The organism is Rhizobium sp. CCGE 510, from assembly GCF_000292525.1.
In the GTDB taxonomy this organism is placed as follows: Bacteria; Pseudomonadota; Alphaproteobacteria; order Rhizobiales; family Rhizobiaceae; genus Rhizobium.
In genome coordinates this window covers 1-19,087 of sequence record NZ_AEYF01000022.1, presented here as the reverse complement: position 1 = coordinate 19,087, position 19,087 = coordinate 1, and the positions used below count along the sequence as shown (strand labels likewise).

Sequence of the window (19,087 nt, the reverse complement as noted above, 5' to 3'; positions counted from 1 at the left end):
ATGAAAGACAGTCCCATGTTTGATACCAAAATCGCCGTCGTTCTGCGAAACAATCTTGCCGGCTGGCAGAAGCTGAATGTCACCGCCTTCCTGATGACCGGCATCGCCGGCGGGCATCCGGAGATTATCGGCGAGCCCTACAAGGACCGTGCCGGCAATCTCTACAATCCCCTATCGATCCAGCCGATCATTGTTCTCTCCGCTGACGAGGCGACGATGTCAGCGGTCCACCGCCGTGCGCTGGAGCGCGATATTACCGCCTCGCTGTTCATAGAGGAAATGTTTGCGACCGGCCACGACGCGGCCAACCGCGCCATCTTCGCCGAGTTTGCGCCAGACGATGCCAAGGTGGTCGGCATCGCGCTGCGCGCTGACAAGAAGATCGTCGACAAGATCACCAAAGGCGCGACGATGCAGCAGTAACAAAAACGGCCGGGCATAGCCCGGCCGCTTCAAAGACTGAAAAATCCGGCTCAGCCCTGGGTGATCGGCGCGATCTGGATTTCGACGCGGCGGTTTTGAGCGCGGCCGGCCTCGCTGGCGTTGGAGGCGACCGGCTGCGACGGGCCGAAGCCGACGGCGGAGACGCGGCGCTGGTCGATTCCCTGGCCGCCGAGATAATCGGCAACAGAAAGCGCGCGGCGCTGCGACAGATCCTGATTGTGCTGCAGGCTGCCGGTCGAATCCGTATGGCCGTTGACGTCGATCAGCGTGCGATTGAATTTGCGCAGCACGATCGCCACCGAATTCAGCGTTGGATAGAAGCCCGGCTTCACCGCGTCCTGGTCGACGTCGAAGGTGATGTTCGACGGCATGTTGAGGATGATGTTGTCGCCGTTGCGGGTCACCGAAATGCCGGTGCCTTCGAGCTGGGCGCGAAGCTCGGATTCCTGCTGGTCCATGTAGTTGCCGATCGCGCCGCCGGCGAGTGCGCCGACGCCCGCGCCGATCAGCGCTGCGTTGCGCTTGCCGTGGCCGCCGCCGCCGACAGCCACGCCGACGAGAGCGCCGCCGAGGGCGCCAAGCGCTGCGCCGCCCGCCGTATTGGAAACCTTCTGTTCACCGGTATAGGGATCGGTTGTCGTGCAAGCGCTGAGATAGCTTGCTGCAACAGCCAAAAGTAGGAATTTCTTGATCATGGACAGGACGGTCTCCGTTCAAAGCTGATGCGAGCAAATGGCAAGGATTGCGGCAAGAAAATGAAGATGCCCTCTTGATAGGGGAATTTCAGTCGCCGAAACAGCAGCCATGTTGCGGGAACGCGCTGATATCACCAGTTTTAATGGATCGGCCACGCCGACACCACTGAGCGCCGTTGGCCAGCCCGGTCCTTCGAGGGCCCTTAGGGGCGCCTAAGGATGAGGTCAGAGAGAGGTCGCTGGGTGATCACTTAGAAATTCTGGAACAGCTGCCTGACCGTATCATAAGTGGCATTGGCGATATTCAGCGATTGCAAGCCGAGCTGCTGCTGCGTCTGCAGCGCCTTGAGCTTGCTCGATTCCTCCTCCATGTCGGCATCGACGAGCCGGCCGATGCCGGCGGTGTTGTTATCGTGCAGTTTGGTGGCAAAGTCGTTTTGCAGGTTGATGCGTTTTTCCAGCGCGCCGAAGGCCGAACCGACTGTCGTCAGCTGCGTCAGCGCGGCATCGACGACGCTGATCATCTGCCCGATCTGGCCTTTCGTCATACCGGTTGCCACCGAGATCACCACTTGGCCGGCCGTGGTGCCGTTCTTGCTCGTCATCAACACGTAGTTCTGTGCGGCGCCGAGTTCGGTGGCGAAATTGGACGAGGTCAGGACGCCATATTCACCAGTACCGGTGGCACGGTCGTCGATCAGATAGCGCGCATCCTTGGAGGTCGTGGCTCCGACCGGCGTCGTGTCGATATGATAGCTCAGCATGCCGACGGAGACCGTCCCGTCGGCATTGCGGATGAAGGAGGCCGGGATCTGGCGCGGCTGCGTCGGCGTCGCGTCGTTGTTGAGGATCACCCAATTATCGCTATTGAAGGTCGCTGATTCAGAAACACTGCGCAGTTGCTCCTGCAACTGCTTGATCTCTTCATCGACCTTGTTCTTGTCGATACCGTCTTCGGTTGCAGCAACCAGCTTGGCCTTGATCTCCGAGACGACGTCGATGACGTTCTGAACGCCGGTATAGGCAGTGCCCATGGTCGCAGCCGCCATGCCGAGCGCATCCTGAATGGCCGAAACCGCCTTGTTGTCAGTCCGCGCGGTGGTGGCGACCGACCAGTAGACGGCATTGTCGGCGGCTTTTGCGACACGCATACCGGTCGTGATATGGTTCTGCGTGACCGTCATATTCCGGTTGATATCGCGCAGCACATGAAGCGCCGCGTCCACGGAGACGCGCTGATAAATACTCACGGGAACTAAACTCCAAAACGCAAACAGGACGCAAACTAAACAAGAAATGAACCGTTGCCGCGCGGACATTCATGTCCCGGGTCGCTGAAACGCCAGCGAATTGCAGCCTTCAAGAAATGACGAAGACCAGCGGGTTACTGGTGACGATCATTGCCGTTTATGCTTAACAAACGGCTAAACTTCGGAAGAAATTTATCTTGTTTCGTAAGGTTCATAACCCATGAAAATGCCGCCAGATGGGATCCGGCGGCGCTTGAGTCTGATGTGAACTCTATTCGGCGGCCTGAAGCTGCTCCTCGTCGGGTGCTGCGCGCGGCCGAGTGGCGACCGCCATCTCCTCGTGCAGGCGCGCTTCTTCATGAGCGTGCGGCTTGGCGAAGCGGGCAAGCAGCAGATAGGCGACCGGCGTGATGAATAGCGTCACTAGCGTCGCGAAGCCGAGACCACCAACGATCACCCAGCCAAGCGCGACGCGCGCTTCGGCACCCGCGCCATGGGCAAAGACCAGCGGCACGCCGCCGAGGATGGTGGCGATCATCGTCATCATGACAGGACGGAGGCGCAACGCGCAGGCCTTCTCAATCGACGAGCGCACGTCCTCGCCCCGGTCGCGCAGCTGATTGGCGAATTCGACGATCAGAATGCCGTTCTTCGCCATGACGCCGACGAGCAGCACCAGGCCGATCTGGCTGTAGATGTTGAGGCTGGAGCCGGTGATAACAAGCGCGAAGACGGCGCAGGCAAGGCCGAGTGGTACCGTCGACATGATGATCAGCGAGGAGAGCACGCTCTCGAACTGCGCCGCCAGCACCAGGAAGATGATGACGATGGCAAAGCCGAAGGTCAGCGCCATGCCGCTTGAATTTTCCTCCAGCGTCGCGGCTTCGGCGAGCGGCAGCAGACGTGCGCCAGCCGGCAGCAACGGCTGCGCAAGCTGAGTCACCTGCTTGACCGCATCGCCGAGCGACATGCCGTCTCTAAGGCCGGCGGTGATTGCGACCGAGGCCAACTGCTGCTCGCGGTTGAGCTGCGGCGCGACCGAACCTTCCTTCATCGTGGCGATCACCGACATCGGCACGATCTTGCCGTCGCCGGTTTTCAGGAACACGTTCTCGAGGTCGGTCGGATCGTCGATCGGCCGCGTCGTCGAAGTCAGAAGCACGGGATAGGATTCGCCGTCGACAAAGACATCGACCACCGAGCGCCCTTCGAGCAGCGACTGGATCGCCGTCGAAAGCCCGGTTATGTCGATGCCGAGATCGGAAGCGCGTTCGCGGTCGATCGCCACCGACACCTGGGCCTGGCTGGGCTCGTTGGTCAGGCGCGGCGTGTCGTACTGGCCGGTGGCGTCGAGTGCCTGGACCAGCTTGGCGGCGGCCGCCGTCAGCGCCTCGTGATCATTGCCGATCAACGCCATCTGCAAGCCGCTGCCAGCGCCGCGGATGCGCAGGCTGTTGGAGGAGATGGCGTTGCCGCGCAGCGCCGGCACCCTTGATGCCGCCTGGTTGATGTCGGCGACAATTTCCGCCTGCGTCCGATGGCGATCTCCCCAGGGAGCGAGCGTCAAAACCATAAAGCCGCTGTTCAGCGAACCACCCTGGCCGGAGATCGAGAAGACGTTGCGGATGTCGCCGTTATCGACCAGCGGCTGCAGATATTCCTCGACGAGCTGCATCTTGTCGCGCGTATACTCGAGGCTCGATCCTTGCGGCGTCGTCAGCCGCATCATCACCATCGACCGGTCCTCTTCGGGTGTCAGCTCGCTCTTGACTGTGGAAAAGGCGACGAGTGCCGCGCCGGCGAGGATTACCGAAAACAGGATGACGACGAAGGGGGCGTTGAGGCAGCCGTGCAGCGCCCATTTATAGAGGCGGGCGAGCGCCCCGCCGAAACGGCCGAGCGCGCCGTGATCCTCGATCATCGGCTTGGTCAGCATGCGCGAGGCAAGCATCGGGCAGAGCGTCAGCGCCACAATCGACGACAGCCCGACGGAGAAGGCGAGCACGAAGCCGAATTCACGGAACAGGCCGCCGACCTGTCCCGGCAAGAAGGATAGCGGTATGAACACGGCCGCCAGCGTCGCGGTCGTGGCGATAACAGCGAAGAACACCTCGCGTGTTCCAAGCACGGCGGCCGCGCGCGGCCCCATGCCTTCAGCGCGCCGCCGCACGATGTTTTCAAGCACCACGATCGCGTCGTCGACGACGAGGCCGGTCGCCAGCACGATCGCGAGCAACGTCAGAATGTTGATCGAGAAGCCGACCATGTAGATCGCCGCCAGCGTGCCGATCAGCGCCACCGGCATGCTGACCGCCGGGATCAGCGTCGCGCGCCAGTCGCGCAGGAAGAGATAGATGACAGCGGTGACGATGACGGCGGCGAGCACCAGCGCCAGCACTACCTCATGGATCGCACCCTGGATGAAGACGGCGTCGTCGCTGGTGATCGCGATCGTCGTGCCCTCCGGCAGCGTCTTCGACAGTTGCTCGACGGCAGCCTTGACGCCGGTCGAGATGTTCAGCGTGTTCGACTGTGCCTGACGGATGATGCCGAGGCCGATGCCCGGCTTGCCGTTGGAGCGCAGCGCTGTTTCGCCGTCTCGCGGCCCGAGCGTCACCGTCGCGACGTCGCCAAGCCTGACACGGTCCTGCAGCATGAGCTTGGAAAAATCTGCCGGCGTCTGCAGGTTGGCGGTGGCGCGAACCACGATATCCTGCGTATTGCTCTTCAGCGATCCCGCCGGCACGTCGAGTGCGGCATTGTCGAGCGCCTTCGTCAGGTCGCCAATGGTGAGCCCCCGGCTCGCCAGCGCGCCCTGGTCGACATCGACGCGGAAGACCTTCTCCTGGTCGCCGTATTCCTCGACGTCGGCGACGCCGTCGACTGAGGCGAGGCGATCGACCACCTCGTTTTCGACGAGTTGTGTCAGGTCGTCCATGTTGAGCTTGGTGGAGGTAACGGCAAGGCGCATGATCGCCGAGGAATCCGAATCCGCCTTGACGATCTGCGGCGCATCCGCCTCATCAGGCAGGTTCTGGGTGATGCGGCCGATCGCGTCGCGCACGTCGTTGGCAGCGACGGCGAGATCGATCGCATCGGAGAATTCCAGCGTCACCCGGCTCTGGCCGAAGGAAGAGGTCGATGAGATGGATTTCAGACCGCTGACGCGCGCCACCGCGCCCTCGATCACCTTGGTTAGCTCCTGGTCGATCGTCTGCGGCGATGCGCCGTCGAAGGTCGTGCGCACGGTGACGACGGGACGGTCGACATCCGGCAGTTCACGCACCTCGACACCGACGTAAGCCGCAAGGCCGGCGACGACCATCAGCGTGTTGAACACCAGCGCCAGGATTGGCCGGCGAACGAAAAGCGCGGTAAAGCTCTGCTTGCCCGACGGCCTGTCCTGATGGATCTCGGTCACGCTCACTGGGTGGCGACCTCCGCATTCGCTGCGGTATCGGCGCTCACACGCACCGCCCCGCCTTCACGCACGCGCTGCAGGCCCTGCGTCACGATCTTGTCGCCATCTTTGAGATCGGCTTTGACGAGCACGAAATCCGGATTGCGCTGCACGACACTGACCCGCACCTTGTGCGACTTGTCGTCGTTGACCTGCCAGACGAAGGAGCCCTGCGAATCCCACTGCACCGACACGGGATCGACTGCCGGATATTTGTCGCCGGCAAATTTCATGCTGACGCTGAAGGACATGCCGGCGCGCAGCTCATCCGAACTGTTGCCGATCTTGGCGCGCAGGCGAAGCGTGCGGCTTGCCGCGTCGATCCGGTTGTCGACGGCTTCGACCATGCCCGAAAATACCTGTCCGGGCTTTGCCACCGACATCGCCTCGACCGGTTGGCCGACCGACACCGTGTTGGCGAAGCGCTCCGGCACCCAAAAGTCGACGAGGATTTCCGAACGGTCGTCGAGCGTGACGATCGGGATGCTTGTCGTGACGTTGTCGCCGATGTTGACCGGTACGATGCCGACGATGCCGTCGATCGGCGCGATAATGTTACGCCTTGCGAGATTGAGTTCGGCGGCCTGCAGCTGCAGCCGCGCCCCCTGCTCGGCGATCTCGGAATCGAACACGTCCATGCGCGACACGCTGGACTTGATGTTGTGATAGAGATTGGATTTCTCGACGGCAGCTTTGACTGCCACATCAGCCTGGCCGCGGGCGATCACCTGCTCCTCGCTGTCGAGCGTGGCGAGCACCTGGCCGGCCTTCACCCTGTCGCCCGACTTGATGAGGATTTCGCGGATCGTGCCCGATGCCTGCGGCGTGACCGCGACCGAGCGGATGGCGTCACCGGTGCCGATGGCGTTCAGCCGGTCGTTGACGACGCCCTGGACGACGGCCTGCGTCGCAACGAGGATAGCGCTGTTGCGCCCGCCGCCATTGCGGCGGTTCTGCCCCTGTCCCTCGCCACGTTGCTGCCCTTGCGCCCGGGCGGCGGGAGCGTCGGCATCCGCCGTCCCCTCAGTCTTTGGCGCGATCTTGGAAACGATGCTGTTTGGTATGCCTGCATCGCGCATCGTATCGCCGGCACCGGGCACAAAGAAAACCCATGCGGCGAAGCCGGCAACAATGACGATCAGAGAAAGTATAAACTGCTTCCAAAAGGCCATTCACGTCTCCGGAGGGACTCGAGGTTGGACCAGGGTCGGTCGAAAGAGGCGCTGCGGGATCAAGATTCCGTCTGATGCGACAATATCGCGCGTTTACAGTCTACCGGCAAGCATAAGCAGCCGGCATTACCGATTTGTAATATCAGCAAAGAATGGAAATAACCCGGCCGCTCACTTTTGCTTGAACAAGCCCTTGCCATGTGTTTGACACCGCCGATTGTCGGGCGAGATGCCGTACAGAATCGCTGCCGATGTGGTTGGATTTCTAAAGCGCGTCGCGATCTCTCAGATTCGCCCCTCGCGCTTTAGCTCTTTGTTTTTACGCATGTCGTTGCGGCAAAAGCGCTTCGCACTTTGCCTGGGAAAACCGCTGCACACTTTTGCGCGACATGCTTTAGCGGCGCATCGACCACCGCAGGCCCATCACAGCCGCAATCCCCAGTATCGGCCACACCGCCCAGAACTGTCCCGTCCAGTTGAGGAGGTTGATGCCGGCAATGCCAAGCGCCACGATCGCCAGCGAGGCGATCCTGCGGTTGAACCGCGTCTGGTCGCGGTTCCAGGCGAGCGCCGCGACGACGGCGAGGCCGAGCACCGGAAAGCACGCCCAGAAAACGCCCTGCCACGACAAAAGATTGATGCCGATCAGAACAGCGGCGATGACACCGAGCACACCGAACAGCCTGCGTCTGCCAGGTACCGGTCTTGCCTCGGCGATCTCAGCCGCCGGCAGCAGTCGCGCCGGGCCGGATCGTTGAGGAGGCGGCGTCTCGTCCTTGGCGTCGCCGATCTTCACCGCGTAGCTCGGCACGCCTTCATCGACGTTCTTCACCATCAGCGGCCCGAGAAACTCGAAACCGACCGCGACCTTGTTGCGAACTTGGTCGTAGACGGTACTGGATATGACGATGCCGCCGGCCGCAGCCGAGGCCTGAAGTCGCGCGGCAATGTTGACACCGTCGCCATAGATATCGTCGTTTTCGACGATCACGTCGCCGAGATTGATGCCGATGCGGAACAGCATGCGCCCGTCCGTCGGGCGGCGGGCGTTGAAGCCGGCAAGTTCGTTCTGGGTATCGACAGCCGCGCGCACCGCTTCGACCACGCTCGGGAAATCGGCGATCAGCCCGTCGCCCCAGGTATTGATGACACGGCCGCCATGGCTTTCGATCAGGCGCCCCATCGCTTCCCGGCAACGCTTCAGCGCCGCAAGCGTCCCCTCCTCGTCAGCCCCCATCAGCCGGGTATAGTCCTGCACGTCAGCACAGAAGATCGTCGTCAGCTTGCGCCGCGTTTCACTCATGGTCTCTCGTCTCCGCCCTATCCACCCCCGGAAAGATCGCTGCAAAGGCTGAAACTGGTCGACTGGAGATCAAGTGGGCGATTGCAACGGCGGTAACCTACTAAGGCTTTGGCTTTGTCGCCACCGATAATTACTCATCATTGCCCGTCAGCATAACGGCCGATTATTGGATGATCTTGCGTGGGCTTGCTGAATGTTCTCTGGCCACGGTATTCGCGCCATCGATTTCCTGAAGCAACACGTCGTAGCCCCAGAGATCAGCGAGGTGTTGCAGGACGAGCCTGGTGTCGGCTTCCTGAAGATAGCTGCCATTCATCATGATATGTTGCAGCAATAGGCGGCGGTCACCGGCGAGGTCGACATCGACGATATCGATTGCCGGATCGGTCCAGCCGATATCGTATTCGCGGGAGAGCTGGCGGCGGATGCGCAGGTATCCGCGCTCATTGTGGATCGCCGAAACCAGCACCCCTTCGGTCTGCTCCGGATCATCGTAAAGATGGAACAGCCGTAACTGGCGGATCAGATTCGGGCTCAGGAATTGGCTGATGAAACTCTCGTCCCGGTAATTGGCCCAGATGTCGCGCAGGACCGCCATCGCATCGCCTCGCCCTGATATATCGGGGAACCATGCCCGGTCTTCTTCCGTCGGCGTCGTAACGATCCTCTCGATATCCTGCATCATCGCGAAACCAAGCGCATAGGGGTTGAAGCCCGAGAACCGCCGGTCGTCGTAGCTCGGCTGGAACACGACATTGGAGTGCGACTTCAAGAATTCGAGGAAGTTGCCGTCGCTGATCTGCCCCCGCTCGTGGAGCCGGTTCATGATCTGGTAATGGACGAAGGTGGCGGTTCCCTCGTTCATCACCTTGGTCTGCCGCTGCGGATGGAAATATTGTGCGACATGCCGGACGATGCGAAGGATCTCGCGCTGCCATGGCTGCAGCCGCGGCGCGGTTTTCTCGAGGAAATAGAGAATGTTGTCCTGTGGAAGGCCGAGCGCGGCGCGGCGCTTTTCCAAACCGCCGTCGCTCGCCTTTTTGGCCTTGCCGACGGGCACCGTTCGCCACAGATCGTTGAACATCTGCTCCTCGTGGGCGCGACGCTCCTGCTGCCGCTTCTCCTCCTGGCGAAGGTCGATGGTGGTCTTGCCCGCATATCGGTGCACCCCGTGCGACATCAGCGCATGCGCCGCATCCAGCGTCCGCTCGACCGCCGTCTCGCCATAACGTTCTTCGCAGCGGGTGATATAACCCTTGGCGAAGTCGAGATAATCGAGGATGCCCTCCGCATCGGTCCAGAGCTTGAAGAGATAATTGTTCTTGAAGAAGTGGTTGTGGCCAAAGGCGGCATGCGCGGTGACGAGCGTCTGCATCGTCGCCGTGTTCTCCTCCATCAGGTAGGAAATGCAGGGAGAGCTGTTGATGACGATCTCGTAGGCAAGGTCGCGCATGCCACGACGGTAGAAGGCTTCGTGATGCGCGAAGTGCTTGCCGAAGGACCAATGGCGATAAAAGAGCGGCATGCCGGTCGAGGAATAGGCATCGAGCATCTGTTCGGAGGTGATGACTTCGATCTGGTTGGGATAGACGTCCAGGCCGAGTTCGTTAAGCGCGATCTCCTCGCAGGCGTCGTGGATACGCTGGAGCGTTGAAAAGTCCCAGTCCGCCCCCTCGAACAACAGCCGCTCTCTTGGCCTCATCGTCATGGTCATGGCGTCACCCTCGACTGCGCATCACGCTTTTGGAAGAGATCGTGGAAAACAGGGAATATTTCGCCGCGCCGGCAGACCTTGCGCATCGAGAGCGGCAGCAGCTCTGAACGGATCCCGTCATAGAGCATCCAAAGCGGCGATCGGGATACGGAAGAGTCGCCGCCTTCTTCGCCGACCTCGATATAGGCGAAGTACTGGCACAGTGGCAAAATCTCGCGCAGCAGCTGACCGCTCAGGTTTCCGTCCGAATGGGCGTTGTCGCCGTCCGAGGCCTGGGCGCCATAGATGTTCCACTCTGCCGGATCGAAACGCGCCGCAATAATCCGACGCATGGCCGCAAGCGCGCTGGAGACCAGCGTGCCGCCGGTCGCCGGACCATAGAAGAAGGTTTCCTCGTCGACTTCCTCGGCCTTGTCGGTATGGCGGATGAAGACGATCTCCACTTTCTTGTAGCGCCTGGACAGGAAAAGATAGAGCAGCAGGTAGAACCGCTTCGCAAGGTCCTTCATGTGCTCCGACATGGAACCGGAGACGTCCATAAGGCAGAACATCACGGCTTTGGCCACAGGCTTCGGCTCGTTTTCGAAACGGCGATATCGCACGTCGAGCGGATCGATATAGGGGATGCGCCGGCTTTTCTCCGTCAAAGATTTAAGTTTCGCCTCAAGCGCCAAGCGGCTCTCGTCGTCCTCGCATTCCTCGATCTGCCGCTGCAGGGCTTCGAGTTCTTCGCGACGCGGACGGTGAAGCGCCACACGGCGCATCATCGCAAGCCTCGTCGTGCGACCGACGGCGATGTTGGACGGCGATCCGGAGACGGAATAGCCGGCCCGCGCCGGAGTTTCCTCTTCGGTTTCGGCTAGACGCCGTTTGGCAAGGTCGGGCAGTTCCAGGTCATCGAGAAACACATCAAGGAATTCCTCGCGGGTGAGCACGAAACGGAAGCCGTCCTCGCCATCGCCTTCGCCCGCATCCTTGGGTTTTCCCCCTCTGCTCCCCGGCGGGCGCGGAAGAATGTCGCCTTCGACGAAAGCCCTGTTTCCGGGCAGGATATGATCGCGGATGCCGCCATCACCCCTTCGCAAGTTCGGTTCGGCCATTCCGTCGATCGGCAGGCTGATTTCCCCGCCGTCGAGCACATCACGAATGTTGCGGTTTTGCAGAGAACGTTTTACCGCCTGCTGCACGGCGCCCTTCATGCGTCGAAGGAACCGCTGCCGATTTTCCAGACTTTTACCGCGCGGATTTAATCGCCGGTCGACAATGTGCATAATGGCTCCGCATTAGCTTGCCTGTTTGACGCGCATGTACCATTCCACAAGGCGTCGAACCTGCCTGTCGGTGTAACCCCGCGCGGCCATGCGCGAGACGAATTCGCTGTGCTTCTTTTCGGTTTCCGAATCCTTCTTCGATCCGAAGGAAATGACCGGCAAAAGATCCTCGACTTGCGAGAACATACGTTTCTCGATCACTTCCCGGATCTTTTCATAGCTCGTCCATGACGGATTTTTTCCGCCGTTGGATGCCCGCGACCGCAATGAGAATTTGACGATTTCGTTGCGAAAATCCTTCGGATTGGCAATTCCCGCCGGCTTTTCGATTTTCGTCAGTTCCTGATTGAGAAGCTCACGGTCAAGAAGCTGGCCTGTATCGGGATCCTTGAAGTCCACGTCTTCGATCCAGGCGTCGGCATAGTCGACGTATCGGTCGAACAAGTTCTGCCCGTAGTCCGCATAGGATTCAAGATAGGCCTTCTGAATCTCATTGCCAATAAACTCTGCATAACGTGGCGCAAGATCGGCCTTGATGAATTCCATATAGCGCTTCTCGACATCGTCGGAAAACTGCTCGCGGCGGATCGCCTGCTCCAGCACATACATCAAATGAACAGGATCGGCGCCGATATCCGTGGTGTCGTGATTGAAGGTGGAGGCGAGCACCTTGAAGGCGAAGCGGGTGGATATGCCGTCCATGCCCTCGTCGATGCCGGCCGCATCCCGATATTCCTGAACGCTGCGCGCGCGCGGATCGGTTTCTTTCAGGCTCTCGCCGTCATAGGTGCGCATCTTCGAAAAGAACGTCGAGTTTTCGTGCTTGCGCAGGCGTGACAGCACGGAAAAACGGGCCAGCATTTCGAGCGTTGCCGGGGCGCATGGCGTATCCGCGAGTTCCGATCCCTCAATCAGCTTCTCATAGATCTTCTGCTCTTCCATCACCCTCAGGCAATAAGGCACCTTGATCACACAAATGCGGTCGATGAAGGCCTCGTTGTTCTTGTTGGCTTTGAAGGTCTGCCATTCCGCTTCGTTCGAATGCGCAAGGACGATGCCCGAGAAGGGTATGGCGCCGATATTCTCGGAGCCGATATAGTTCCCCTCCTGCGTGGCAGTCAGCAGCGGATGCAGCATCTTGATCGGCGCCTTGAACATCTCGACGAATTCGAGGATGCCCTGGTTGGCTCGGTTGAGCCCGCCGGAATAGCTGTAGGCATCGGGATCGTTCTGCGAGTAGGTCTCCAGCTTGCGGATGTCGACCTTGCCGACCAGCGATGAGATATCCTGATTGTTCTCGTCCCCGGGCTCGGTCTTGGCAATGGCGATCTGGCGCAACCGCGACGGCTGAACCCTGACGACACGAAAGCGGGAAATATCGCCGCCGAAGTCGTCGAGCCGCTTCAGGCACCACGGGCTCATCAACCCGTTCAGGCGACGCAACGGAATGCCGTATTGCTCCTGGAGCAGCGACCCCATCGTCTCCGGATCGAAGAGGTTGAGCGGACTTTCGAAAACGGGGCTGATCTCGTCGCCCGCCTTCAGCACATAGATCGGGTGAACCTCCATCAATTGCTTCAGCCGCTCCGCTAAGGAGGACTTGCCGCCGCCGACCGGGCCGAGCAGATAAAGGATCTGCTTGCGCTCCTCGAGCCCCTGCGCCGCGTGCCGGAAGAAGGAAACGATGCGTTCGATCGTCTCTTCCATGCCGTGGAAACCGGTGAAGGCCGGATAGATCCGGATGGTCCTGTTCATGAAGATCCGGCCAAGCCGCGTATCCTTGGCGGTGTCGACCATTTGCGGCTCGCCTATCGCGGAGAGCAGGCGCTCCGTCGCATTGGCATAGGCGATCGGGTCCTTTTTGCAGAGATCGAGATACTCGGCCACCGACATATCGGTTTCGCGGCGCGCTTCGTAACTGCGCGTAAACGCATCGAATACGGATTCGTTCAGCATGGGCCCTCCATTAAGGTTATGCCGCAGGCTCAAAGTCGTATAACCATCGAGATGGCTACGACGTTCCTAAGAATCAATAATTTCGTAGGTATATTCGACGCTCACCGGCTGTTTCTTGCAACGCACAAAAACGTGCATGCACCGGTTATTTTTACTCTACGAAACTGTTTCTCACTATAGTTGAAAAAAGCACCCTTGTGGTATCAGCACATTTCGCGACGTGACAGAAAGATGAAAAAGGTGTGCAATGTCGCCCGTGATTCGAACTCTAGAAAAATCGACGATTGGCAGCCAAATCTGCGTAGAGTCGATGCTGGCCAGCACGTGCCGACCCGCTCCTGACATGATGGAAACGGGCGCACCCGGGCCGTGAACCAATCGTTGCGACCGTCCCCCCGCCGCGGCAACTCAGCCGTTGAAGGCCTTCTCCACCGTAGCGACATCAATCTTGACCATGCCGAGCATCACCTCGGTCACGCGCCTGGCCCGCTCGCGGTTGTGGTCGGCGATCATCTCGGCAAGCATGCGAGGCACGATCTGCCAGGACAGGCCCCAGCGATCCTTCAGCCAGCCGCATGCCTCCGGCGTGCCGCCATTGGCCAGGAATGCTTCCCATATCCGATCGATCTCGGCCTGGCCTTCCAGGAGAATCGCGATCGAGAAGGAATGGTTGAAGCTATCGAGCGGGCCGGCCTTCATTGCTAGAAACGCCTGATCACCGAGTGTGAACTCGATCAGTTCGACGCTGCCGGGAGGCCCGCTCGGCGTCTCCGCCGGCAATATGGTCGTGCGGCCGATCCTGGAGTCGGGAATAACAGACACGTAGAATTCGACAGCTTCACGGGCTTCCTCGGCGAACCAAAGATTTGAAACGACCTTCGCCATGCAACAGCCTCCTTGTTGTTGATGAGCATGTATCCGGACTGCTGTCCGATGATCCAAACCCGATCCAAGGACGTCCTGTCGGCGCCGAATCCGACAGACTGCGATTAGAAATTTTAGCCCCATCCCAGCCGACACGGCGAGCGCAGCCGTGCCGGGCGGCCGCGTTGCCGCCCCCGGTAACCCGCTTGGATTAGTGGTGGCTCGGGAATGAAAGCAGAACATCTTTTCTGGTCTTTCCTTCCCGAATCACTACATTACGCGCCATGAGCAACAGTTTCGACGATATTCCCTTCTTCGACGAAGAGCCGGACGAGATGGCGCGCAAGCCGCAGCCGCCTGCCGCGCCCGCCGGAAGAGCGCCCGCCGCGGGTGGCGGCATTGCCGCTCGCGCCATGGCGGCCCGCGATGGCGGCGCCCGGCCGGATTATCTCGCCGGGCTGAACCCCGAGCAGACCGAAGCCGTCGAAACCTTGGAAGGCCCGGTCCTCGTGCTTGCCGGCGCCGGCACCGGCAAGACGCGTGTGTTGACCACCCGCATTGCCCATATCCTCAATACCGGCCGCGCCTTCCCGTCGCAGATCCTCGCTGTCACCTTCACCAACAAGGCCGCCCGCGAGATGAAGGAGCGCATCGCGCTGCTCGTCGGCGGCGCCGTCGAAGGCATGCCCTGGCTCGGCACCTTCCACTCGATCGGCGTCAAGCTTCTGCGCCGCCACGGCGAACTCGTCGGCCTGCGCTCCGATTTCACCATTCTCGATACCGACGACGTCGTCCGCCTGATCAAACAGCTGATCCAGGCCGAAGGCCTCGACGACAAGCGCTGGCCGGCCAAGCAATTCGCCGGCATGATCGACACCTGGAAGAACAAGGGTCTCGGCCCTGCCGATATCCCTGAGGGCGATGCTCGCGCCTTCGCTAATGGCCGCGGCCGCGATCTCTATTTTGCCTATCAGGCGCGCCTGACGACGCTGAACGCCTGCGATTTCGGCGATCTGCTGATGCATCCGATCGCGATCTTCCGCAAGAACCCGGATCTGCTGAAAGAATATCACGGCCGCTTCCGCTATATTCTCGTCGACGAATACCAGGACACCAACACCGCCCAGTATATGTGGTTGAGGCTTCTCGCCCAGCGCTCCAAGGGCGAGCCGCAGAATGTCTGCTGCGTCGGCGACGACGATCAGTCGATCTATGGCTGGCGCGGCGCCGAGGTCGACAATATCCTGCGCTTCGAAAAGGATTTCCCCGGCGCCAAGGTCATCAAGCTCGAGCGCAATTACCGCTCGACCGAACATATTCTCGGCGCTGCCGCCCATCTGATCGCCCATAATGAAGGACGGCTTGGCAAGACGCTATTTACCGACCGCTCCGATCCAAACGACGTCAAGGTGCAGGTCCACGCATCCTGGGATTCGGAGGAAGAGGCCCGCGCCATCGGCGAGGAAATCGAGCAGCTTCAGCGCGGCAAGCATTTGCTGAACGACATGGCGATCCTCGTACGCGCCTCTTTCCAGATGCGCGAATTCGAAGACCGCTTCGTCACCCTCGGCCTCAACTACCGCGTTATCGGCGGCCCACGCTTCTACGAGCGCCTGGAGATCCGCGATGCCATGGCCTATTTCCGCATGGTCGCCCAACCCGCCGACGACCTCGCCTTCGAACGCATCGTCAACACGCCGAAGCGCGGCCTCGGCGATACGACGGTGCGCGCGCTGCATGACTACGCGCGCGCCCGCGATATCCCGATGCTTGCGGCAGCCGCCGACATCATCGAAACGGATGAGCTGAAGCCTAAGGCGCGAAAGGCCCTCTTCGATGTGATTCAATCTTTCCGCCGCTGGCAGGAACTGCTTGAAAATACACCGCATACCGAACTTGCCGAGCAGATCCTCGAAGAGTCCGGCTATACCGACATGTGGAAGAACGACAAGAGCGCCGAAGCCCCCGGCCGCCTCGACAACCTCAAGGAACTGATCCGCTCGATGGAAAGCTTCGAGTCGATGCGCGGCTTCCTCGAGCACGTTTCCCTGGTCATGGATGCCGAGACCAACGAGAACCTCGATGCCGTCTCGATCATGACGCTGCACTCGGCCAAGGGGCTGGAATTCGACACCGTCTTCCTCCCCGGCTGGGAGGAGGGTCTCTTCCCGCATCAGCGCGCGCTCGATGAAAGCGGCCGCGCCGGCCTGGAGGAGGAACGCCGCCTCGCCTATGTCGGCATCACCCGCGCCAAGCACCGCTGCCACATCTGGTTTGTCTCCAACCGCCGCATCCACGGCCTCTGGCAATCGACCCTGCCGTCGCGTTTCCTCGACGAACTTCCGGAAACCCATGTCGAAGTCGCCGAAATGGAGCAGAGCTATGGTGGGTACGGCCGCGGCGGCTACGGCCAGTCCCGCTTCGACAAGGCCGAACCCTTCGCCAATTCCTATTCCACCCCCGGCTGGAAACGCGCCCAGGCCAACAAGACCGACGCCACGCGCGACAATTGGGGCTCCCGCTCCGGCCACGCCGTCGAACGCATCGGCTATGGCGAAAGCGGCCCGAAGGGGCGCACGATCGAAGGCGAACTGGTGGCAAAATCCACCTCGTCGGAACCGTCGAGGTTCACGCTCGGTGACCGCGTATTCCATCTGAAATTCGGCAATGGCAACATCACCGGCATCGAGGGCAACAAGCTGACGATCGAGTTCGACCGGGCTGGACAGAAGCGGGTACTGGACGGGTTCGTCGAGCGCGTTTGACGTCGCCTGAGCCTGGCGGGAAAACGCTCACCCGAGCATCCGCATCCTTCCAAGACCCAGGATATCATTGACGAGGGCAATGCCGATCCCCGCGGCGACGACTCCCAATCCGATCAGAAAGAGCCGGCGCGACCGATCATATTTGACGGCGATGAGGGAATCGCGCGCCAGCAAATCGGCAAAGACCTTCACCTGAATGGCTATGCCGATGGTCAGAAACAGCATCGGTAGGATATCGATGCGGCTCCAGTCGTTGGGATTGGAAACCCAGACACTGATGAAATTAAGGGAAAAACCGAGGATGATCCCTGCCGCCGTCAGCGAGCCGTTGCGGAACGTCGAATCGATCTTTTCGTTTGGGTCCGCGTCGGACATGGCTTCGGTACCGGCTTGCGTTTGAGCAAGAAAGGCAGAAATCGCGGCCGAGAGCAAGATCGGGCCGGCATCGCCCTCCGGAAAGGTGGACGAAATGCCGCGGCGGCGGAGAGCCGACGCACCGCTCAATGCCCTTTCCGCAAGCCGTCCCGACGCGATCTGATGCAACCCCAGGGCACCCGGTTCCGTGCGACTGAACGCATCGACCACCAAAAAAGCCAACAATTCCAACGAAAACAGCTTTGGCAACCGAAAGGTTAACGTGCGTCGCCCTGCCGCGTCAATCGCACTTCTCCCCTGTCAAAACGTCGCTTTGACGCTTTCTGCAAATCAGCTTAGCCCGGAAGCCGCCCGTCCATGAAAGGCGGGCTTCACTACCAACTTTTCGAAGGAGGTTCCAGTGACCAGTGTTTCATCTCTCGGCAGCACATTGAGCCAGTACCAGTCTCCGCTTTCCAGTCTCGACAAGAATGGTGACGGCGTCATTTCGGCAGACGAGCTCGCCGCCGCATCGCCGTCCCCGAAATCAGGCACGACCGCGACCGACGGCGATAGCGACGATAGTAGCGCCGATATCGCCAAGAAGATCACCGCCGACATCCTGTCGCTGATGCTGTCCTTGCAGAAAACCGACGATCAGGGCGACGGCAGCAATCAAAGCGACGACGCTTCCAAGGGCGTCTTTGCCGCAATGGATACCAATGGCGACGGCAAGTTGACCGAGTCTGAATTCCTCGCCGCCGATCCAAGCAAAATCAATGCGTCAGGCGATAGCGATCCGCTCCTAACCAAGGTGTTGAGCGACATGCAGACAGCTCTCCAGGCCCACCGCAATACCTACGGCCCTTCCGCCGCAGCGAGTGATCCCGCCGAAGACGTGACCGCGGCGTAGTCGGCATGGGGCTCCGCCGGGGGAGCCTCGATCCACCAAGCGTCTGTCTTGCACCTTCCTCCATTTCGACACGAGAACCACCTCAGTCGCCCGCACTGATTGTATTAGGGCATTCTTTTTCAGTCGGTTTCTACCGCTAGTGCCAGAATTAGCACTTGCGCGTCCGCGCCTGGAAATCCACTAGTTGATGCATTCGGTGTGCTTAGCGTCGTACACTGCAATAAGCGAAGGGATTGGCCTTGATGAAAGCGCTGCTGCTCGTCGACATTCAGAACGGCTTCTGCCCGGGCGGCAATCTGCCGGTGCCGGATGGCGACAAGGTGGTTGCCGTCGCAAACAGCCTGATCGACAGCGGCAAATACGACCTGATCGTTGCCTCCCAGGACTGGCATCCGCCAGGCCACGGCAGCTTCGCCTCGGCCCATCCGGGCGCCGCGCCGTTCGAGATCGGCGAACTGTCAGGTAAGCCGCAGATGATGTGGCCCGACCACTGCATTCAAGGCACCCGCGATGCCGAACTGCATCCCGCGCTCAAATCCGCGGAGATCGACTTGATCCAGCAGAAGGGCGAGAATCCCGACATCGACAGTTATTCGGCCTTCCGCGACAATGACCGCGATGCCTCGACCGGTCTTTCCGATTTCCTTGAGGACCAGGGTGTCACCGATCTGGACGTCTGTGGGCTGGCAACCGATTACTGCGTCAAATTCTCCGCGCTCGACGCGTTGGAGATGATGCCGGGTGTCCGCGTCCGATTCATCGAAGACGCAAGCCGCGGCATCACTTCCGAAGGCGTCGCCGCAGCCGTCAGCGAGATGCGGACGCATGGCATCGCCATCATCGACAGCGCCGAAGTGCTGGTCGGCTAACACCGGTTTCGCATGCTGTTGCTAGCCATAGTTCTCTAGCTGTTTAGTCCCGGCATT

General features: G+C 60.5%; 14 protein-coding genes. 4 read left to right on the top strand and 10 right to left on the bottom strand.

Annotated features, from left to right (window positions below):
• Positions 1-15 precede the first annotated feature (15 nt).
• On the top strand, positions 16-423 hold the full coding sequence (locus RCCGE510_RS11835) for a DUF2000 family protein (RefSeq protein ID WP_007630186.1): 408 nt from the start codon (positions 16-18) through the stop codon (positions 421-423).
• A gap of 50 nt (positions 424-473) precedes the next feature.
• On the opposite strand, the gene RCCGE510_RS11830 is transcribed toward RCCGE510_RS11835, so the two are convergent.
• The 9 genes from RCCGE510_RS11830 to RCCGE510_RS11790 all read right to left on the bottom strand — a co-directional run bounded on the left by RCCGE510_RS11830 (position 474) and on the right by RCCGE510_RS11790 (position 14,150).
• The gene (locus tag RCCGE510_RS11830; protein WP_003564977.1) at positions 474-1,139 is read right to left on the bottom strand and encodes an OmpA family protein; all 666 of its coding nucleotides are present in this window, start codon (positions 1,137-1,139) and stop codon (positions 474-476) included.
• 251 nt (positions 1,140-1,390) lie between these two features.
• Positions 1,391-2,389 (bottom strand): flagellin, encoded by a 999-nt coding sequence (locus RCCGE510_RS11825; RefSeq protein WP_007630181.1) that lies wholly within the window; start codon positions 2,387-2,389, stop codon positions 1,391-1,393.
• A gap of 271 nt (positions 2,390-2,660) precedes the next feature.
• A complete protein-coding gene (locus RCCGE510_RS11820; protein WP_007630180.1) occupies positions 2,661-5,816 on the bottom strand; it encodes an efflux RND transporter permease subunit in 3,156 nt (1,051 codons plus the stop codon).
• The gene (locus RCCGE510_RS11815; protein WP_007630179.1) at positions 5,813-7,021 is read right to left on the bottom strand and encodes an efflux RND transporter periplasmic adaptor subunit; all 1,209 of its coding nucleotides are present in this window, start codon (positions 7,019-7,021) and stop codon (positions 5,813-5,815) included. The genes RCCGE510_RS11820 and RCCGE510_RS11815 overlap by 4 nt, the downstream gene beginning before the upstream one ends.
• 394 nt (positions 7,022-7,415) lie before the next feature.
• Positions 7,416-8,324: an adenylate/guanylate cyclase domain-containing protein gene (locus tag RCCGE510_RS11810; RefSeq protein ID WP_007630177.1), complete on the bottom strand. Its 909-nt coding sequence runs from the start codon at positions 8,322-8,324 to the stop codon at positions 7,416-7,418.
• 163 nt (positions 8,325-8,487) lie between these two features.
• The gene (locus RCCGE510_RS11805) at positions 8,488-10,038 is read right to left on the bottom strand and encodes a SpoVR family protein (protein ID WP_007630175.1); all 1,551 of its coding nucleotides are present in this window, start codon (positions 10,036-10,038) and stop codon (positions 8,488-8,490) included.
• Positions 10,035-11,309: a YeaH/YhbH family protein gene (locus RCCGE510_RS11800; protein WP_037078428.1), complete on the bottom strand. Its 1,275-nt coding sequence runs from the start codon at positions 11,307-11,309 to the stop codon at positions 10,035-10,037. The genes RCCGE510_RS11805 and RCCGE510_RS11800 overlap by 4 nt, the downstream gene beginning before the upstream one ends.
• Before the next feature lie 12 nt (positions 11,310-11,321).
• On the bottom strand, positions 11,322-13,265 hold the full coding sequence (locus RCCGE510_RS11795) for a PrkA family serine protein kinase (RefSeq protein WP_007630171.1): 1,944 nt from the start codon (positions 13,263-13,265) through the stop codon (positions 11,322-11,324).
• A 408-nt stretch (positions 13,266-13,673) separates the two neighbouring features.
• On the bottom strand, positions 13,674-14,150 hold the full coding sequence (locus RCCGE510_RS11790; protein ID WP_007630167.1) for a VOC family protein: 477 nt from the start codon (positions 14,148-14,150) through the stop codon (positions 13,674-13,676).
• Between the two features lie 263 nt (positions 14,151-14,413).
• Between RCCGE510_RS11790 and RCCGE510_RS11785 the strand changes: the two genes are divergently transcribed.
• Complete coding sequence (locus tag RCCGE510_RS11785) at positions 14,414-16,894, top strand: UvrD-helicase domain-containing protein (RefSeq protein ID WP_007630165.1); 2,481 nt, start codon at positions 14,414-14,416, stop codon at positions 16,892-16,894.
• A gap of 27 nt (positions 16,895-16,921) precedes the next feature.
• On the opposite strand, the gene RCCGE510_RS11780 is transcribed toward RCCGE510_RS11785, so the two are convergent.
• Complete coding sequence (locus RCCGE510_RS11780) at positions 16,922-17,269, bottom strand: hypothetical protein (protein WP_037078471.1); 348 nt, start codon at positions 17,267-17,269, stop codon at positions 16,922-16,924.
• A gap of 400 nt (positions 17,270-17,669) precedes the next feature.
• Here RCCGE510_RS11780 and RCCGE510_RS11775 point away from each other — a divergent pair, with 400 nt between their 5' ends.
• On the top strand, positions 17,670-18,161 hold the full coding sequence (locus tag RCCGE510_RS11775) for an EF-hand domain-containing protein (protein WP_007630162.1): 492 nt from the start codon (positions 17,670-17,672) through the stop codon (positions 18,159-18,161).
• Between the two features lie 242 nt (positions 18,162-18,403).
• Entirely contained in the window at positions 18,404-19,030 is a 627-nt protein-coding gene (gene pncA, locus RCCGE510_RS11770) for a bifunctional nicotinamidase/pyrazinamidase (protein ID WP_007630161.1), read from the top strand.
• Positions 19,031-19,087 lie beyond the last annotated feature (57 nt).

Coding starts and splice junctions, on each gene's coding strand:
- RCCGE510_RS11790 (WP_007630167.1), bottom strand. CDS start 14,150: ATGGCGAAGGTCGTTTCAAATCTTTGGTTCGCCGAGGAAGCCCGTGAA.
- RCCGE510_RS11795 (WP_007630171.1), bottom strand. CDS start 13,265: ATGCTGAACGAATCCGTATTCGATGCGTTTACGCGCAGTTACGAAGCG.
- RCCGE510_RS11805 (WP_007630175.1), bottom strand. CDS start 10,038: ATGACCATGACGATGAGGCCAAGAGAGCGGCTGTTGTTCGAGGGGGCG.
- RCCGE510_RS11785 (WP_007630165.1), top strand. CDS start 14,414: ATGAGCAACAGTTTCGACGATATTCCCTTCTTCGACGAAGAGCCGGAC.
- RCCGE510_RS11835 (WP_007630186.1), top strand. CDS start 16: ATGTTTGATACCAAAATCGCCGTCGTTCTGCGAAACAATCTTGCCGGC.
- RCCGE510_RS11800 (WP_037078428.1), bottom strand. CDS start 11,309: ATGCACATTGTCGACCGGCGATTAAATCCGCGCGGTAAAAGTCTGGAA.
- RCCGE510_RS11815 (WP_007630179.1), bottom strand. CDS start 7,021: ATGGCCTTTTGGAAGCAGTTTATACTTTCTCTGATCGTCATTGTTGCC.
- RCCGE510_RS11830 (WP_003564977.1), bottom strand. CDS start 1,139: ATGATCAAGAAATTCCTACTTTTGGCTGTTGCAGCAAGCTATCTCAGC.
- RCCGE510_RS11780 (WP_037078471.1), bottom strand. CDS start 17,269: ATGTCCGACGCGGACCCAAACGAAAAGATCGATTCGACGTTCCGCAAC.
- pncA (WP_007630161.1), top strand. CDS start 18,404: ATGAAAGCGCTGCTGCTCGTCGACATTCAGAACGGCTTCTGCCCGGGC.
- RCCGE510_RS11810 (WP_007630177.1), bottom strand. CDS start 8,324: ATGAGTGAAACGCGGCGCAAGCTGACGACGATCTTCTGTGCTGACGTG.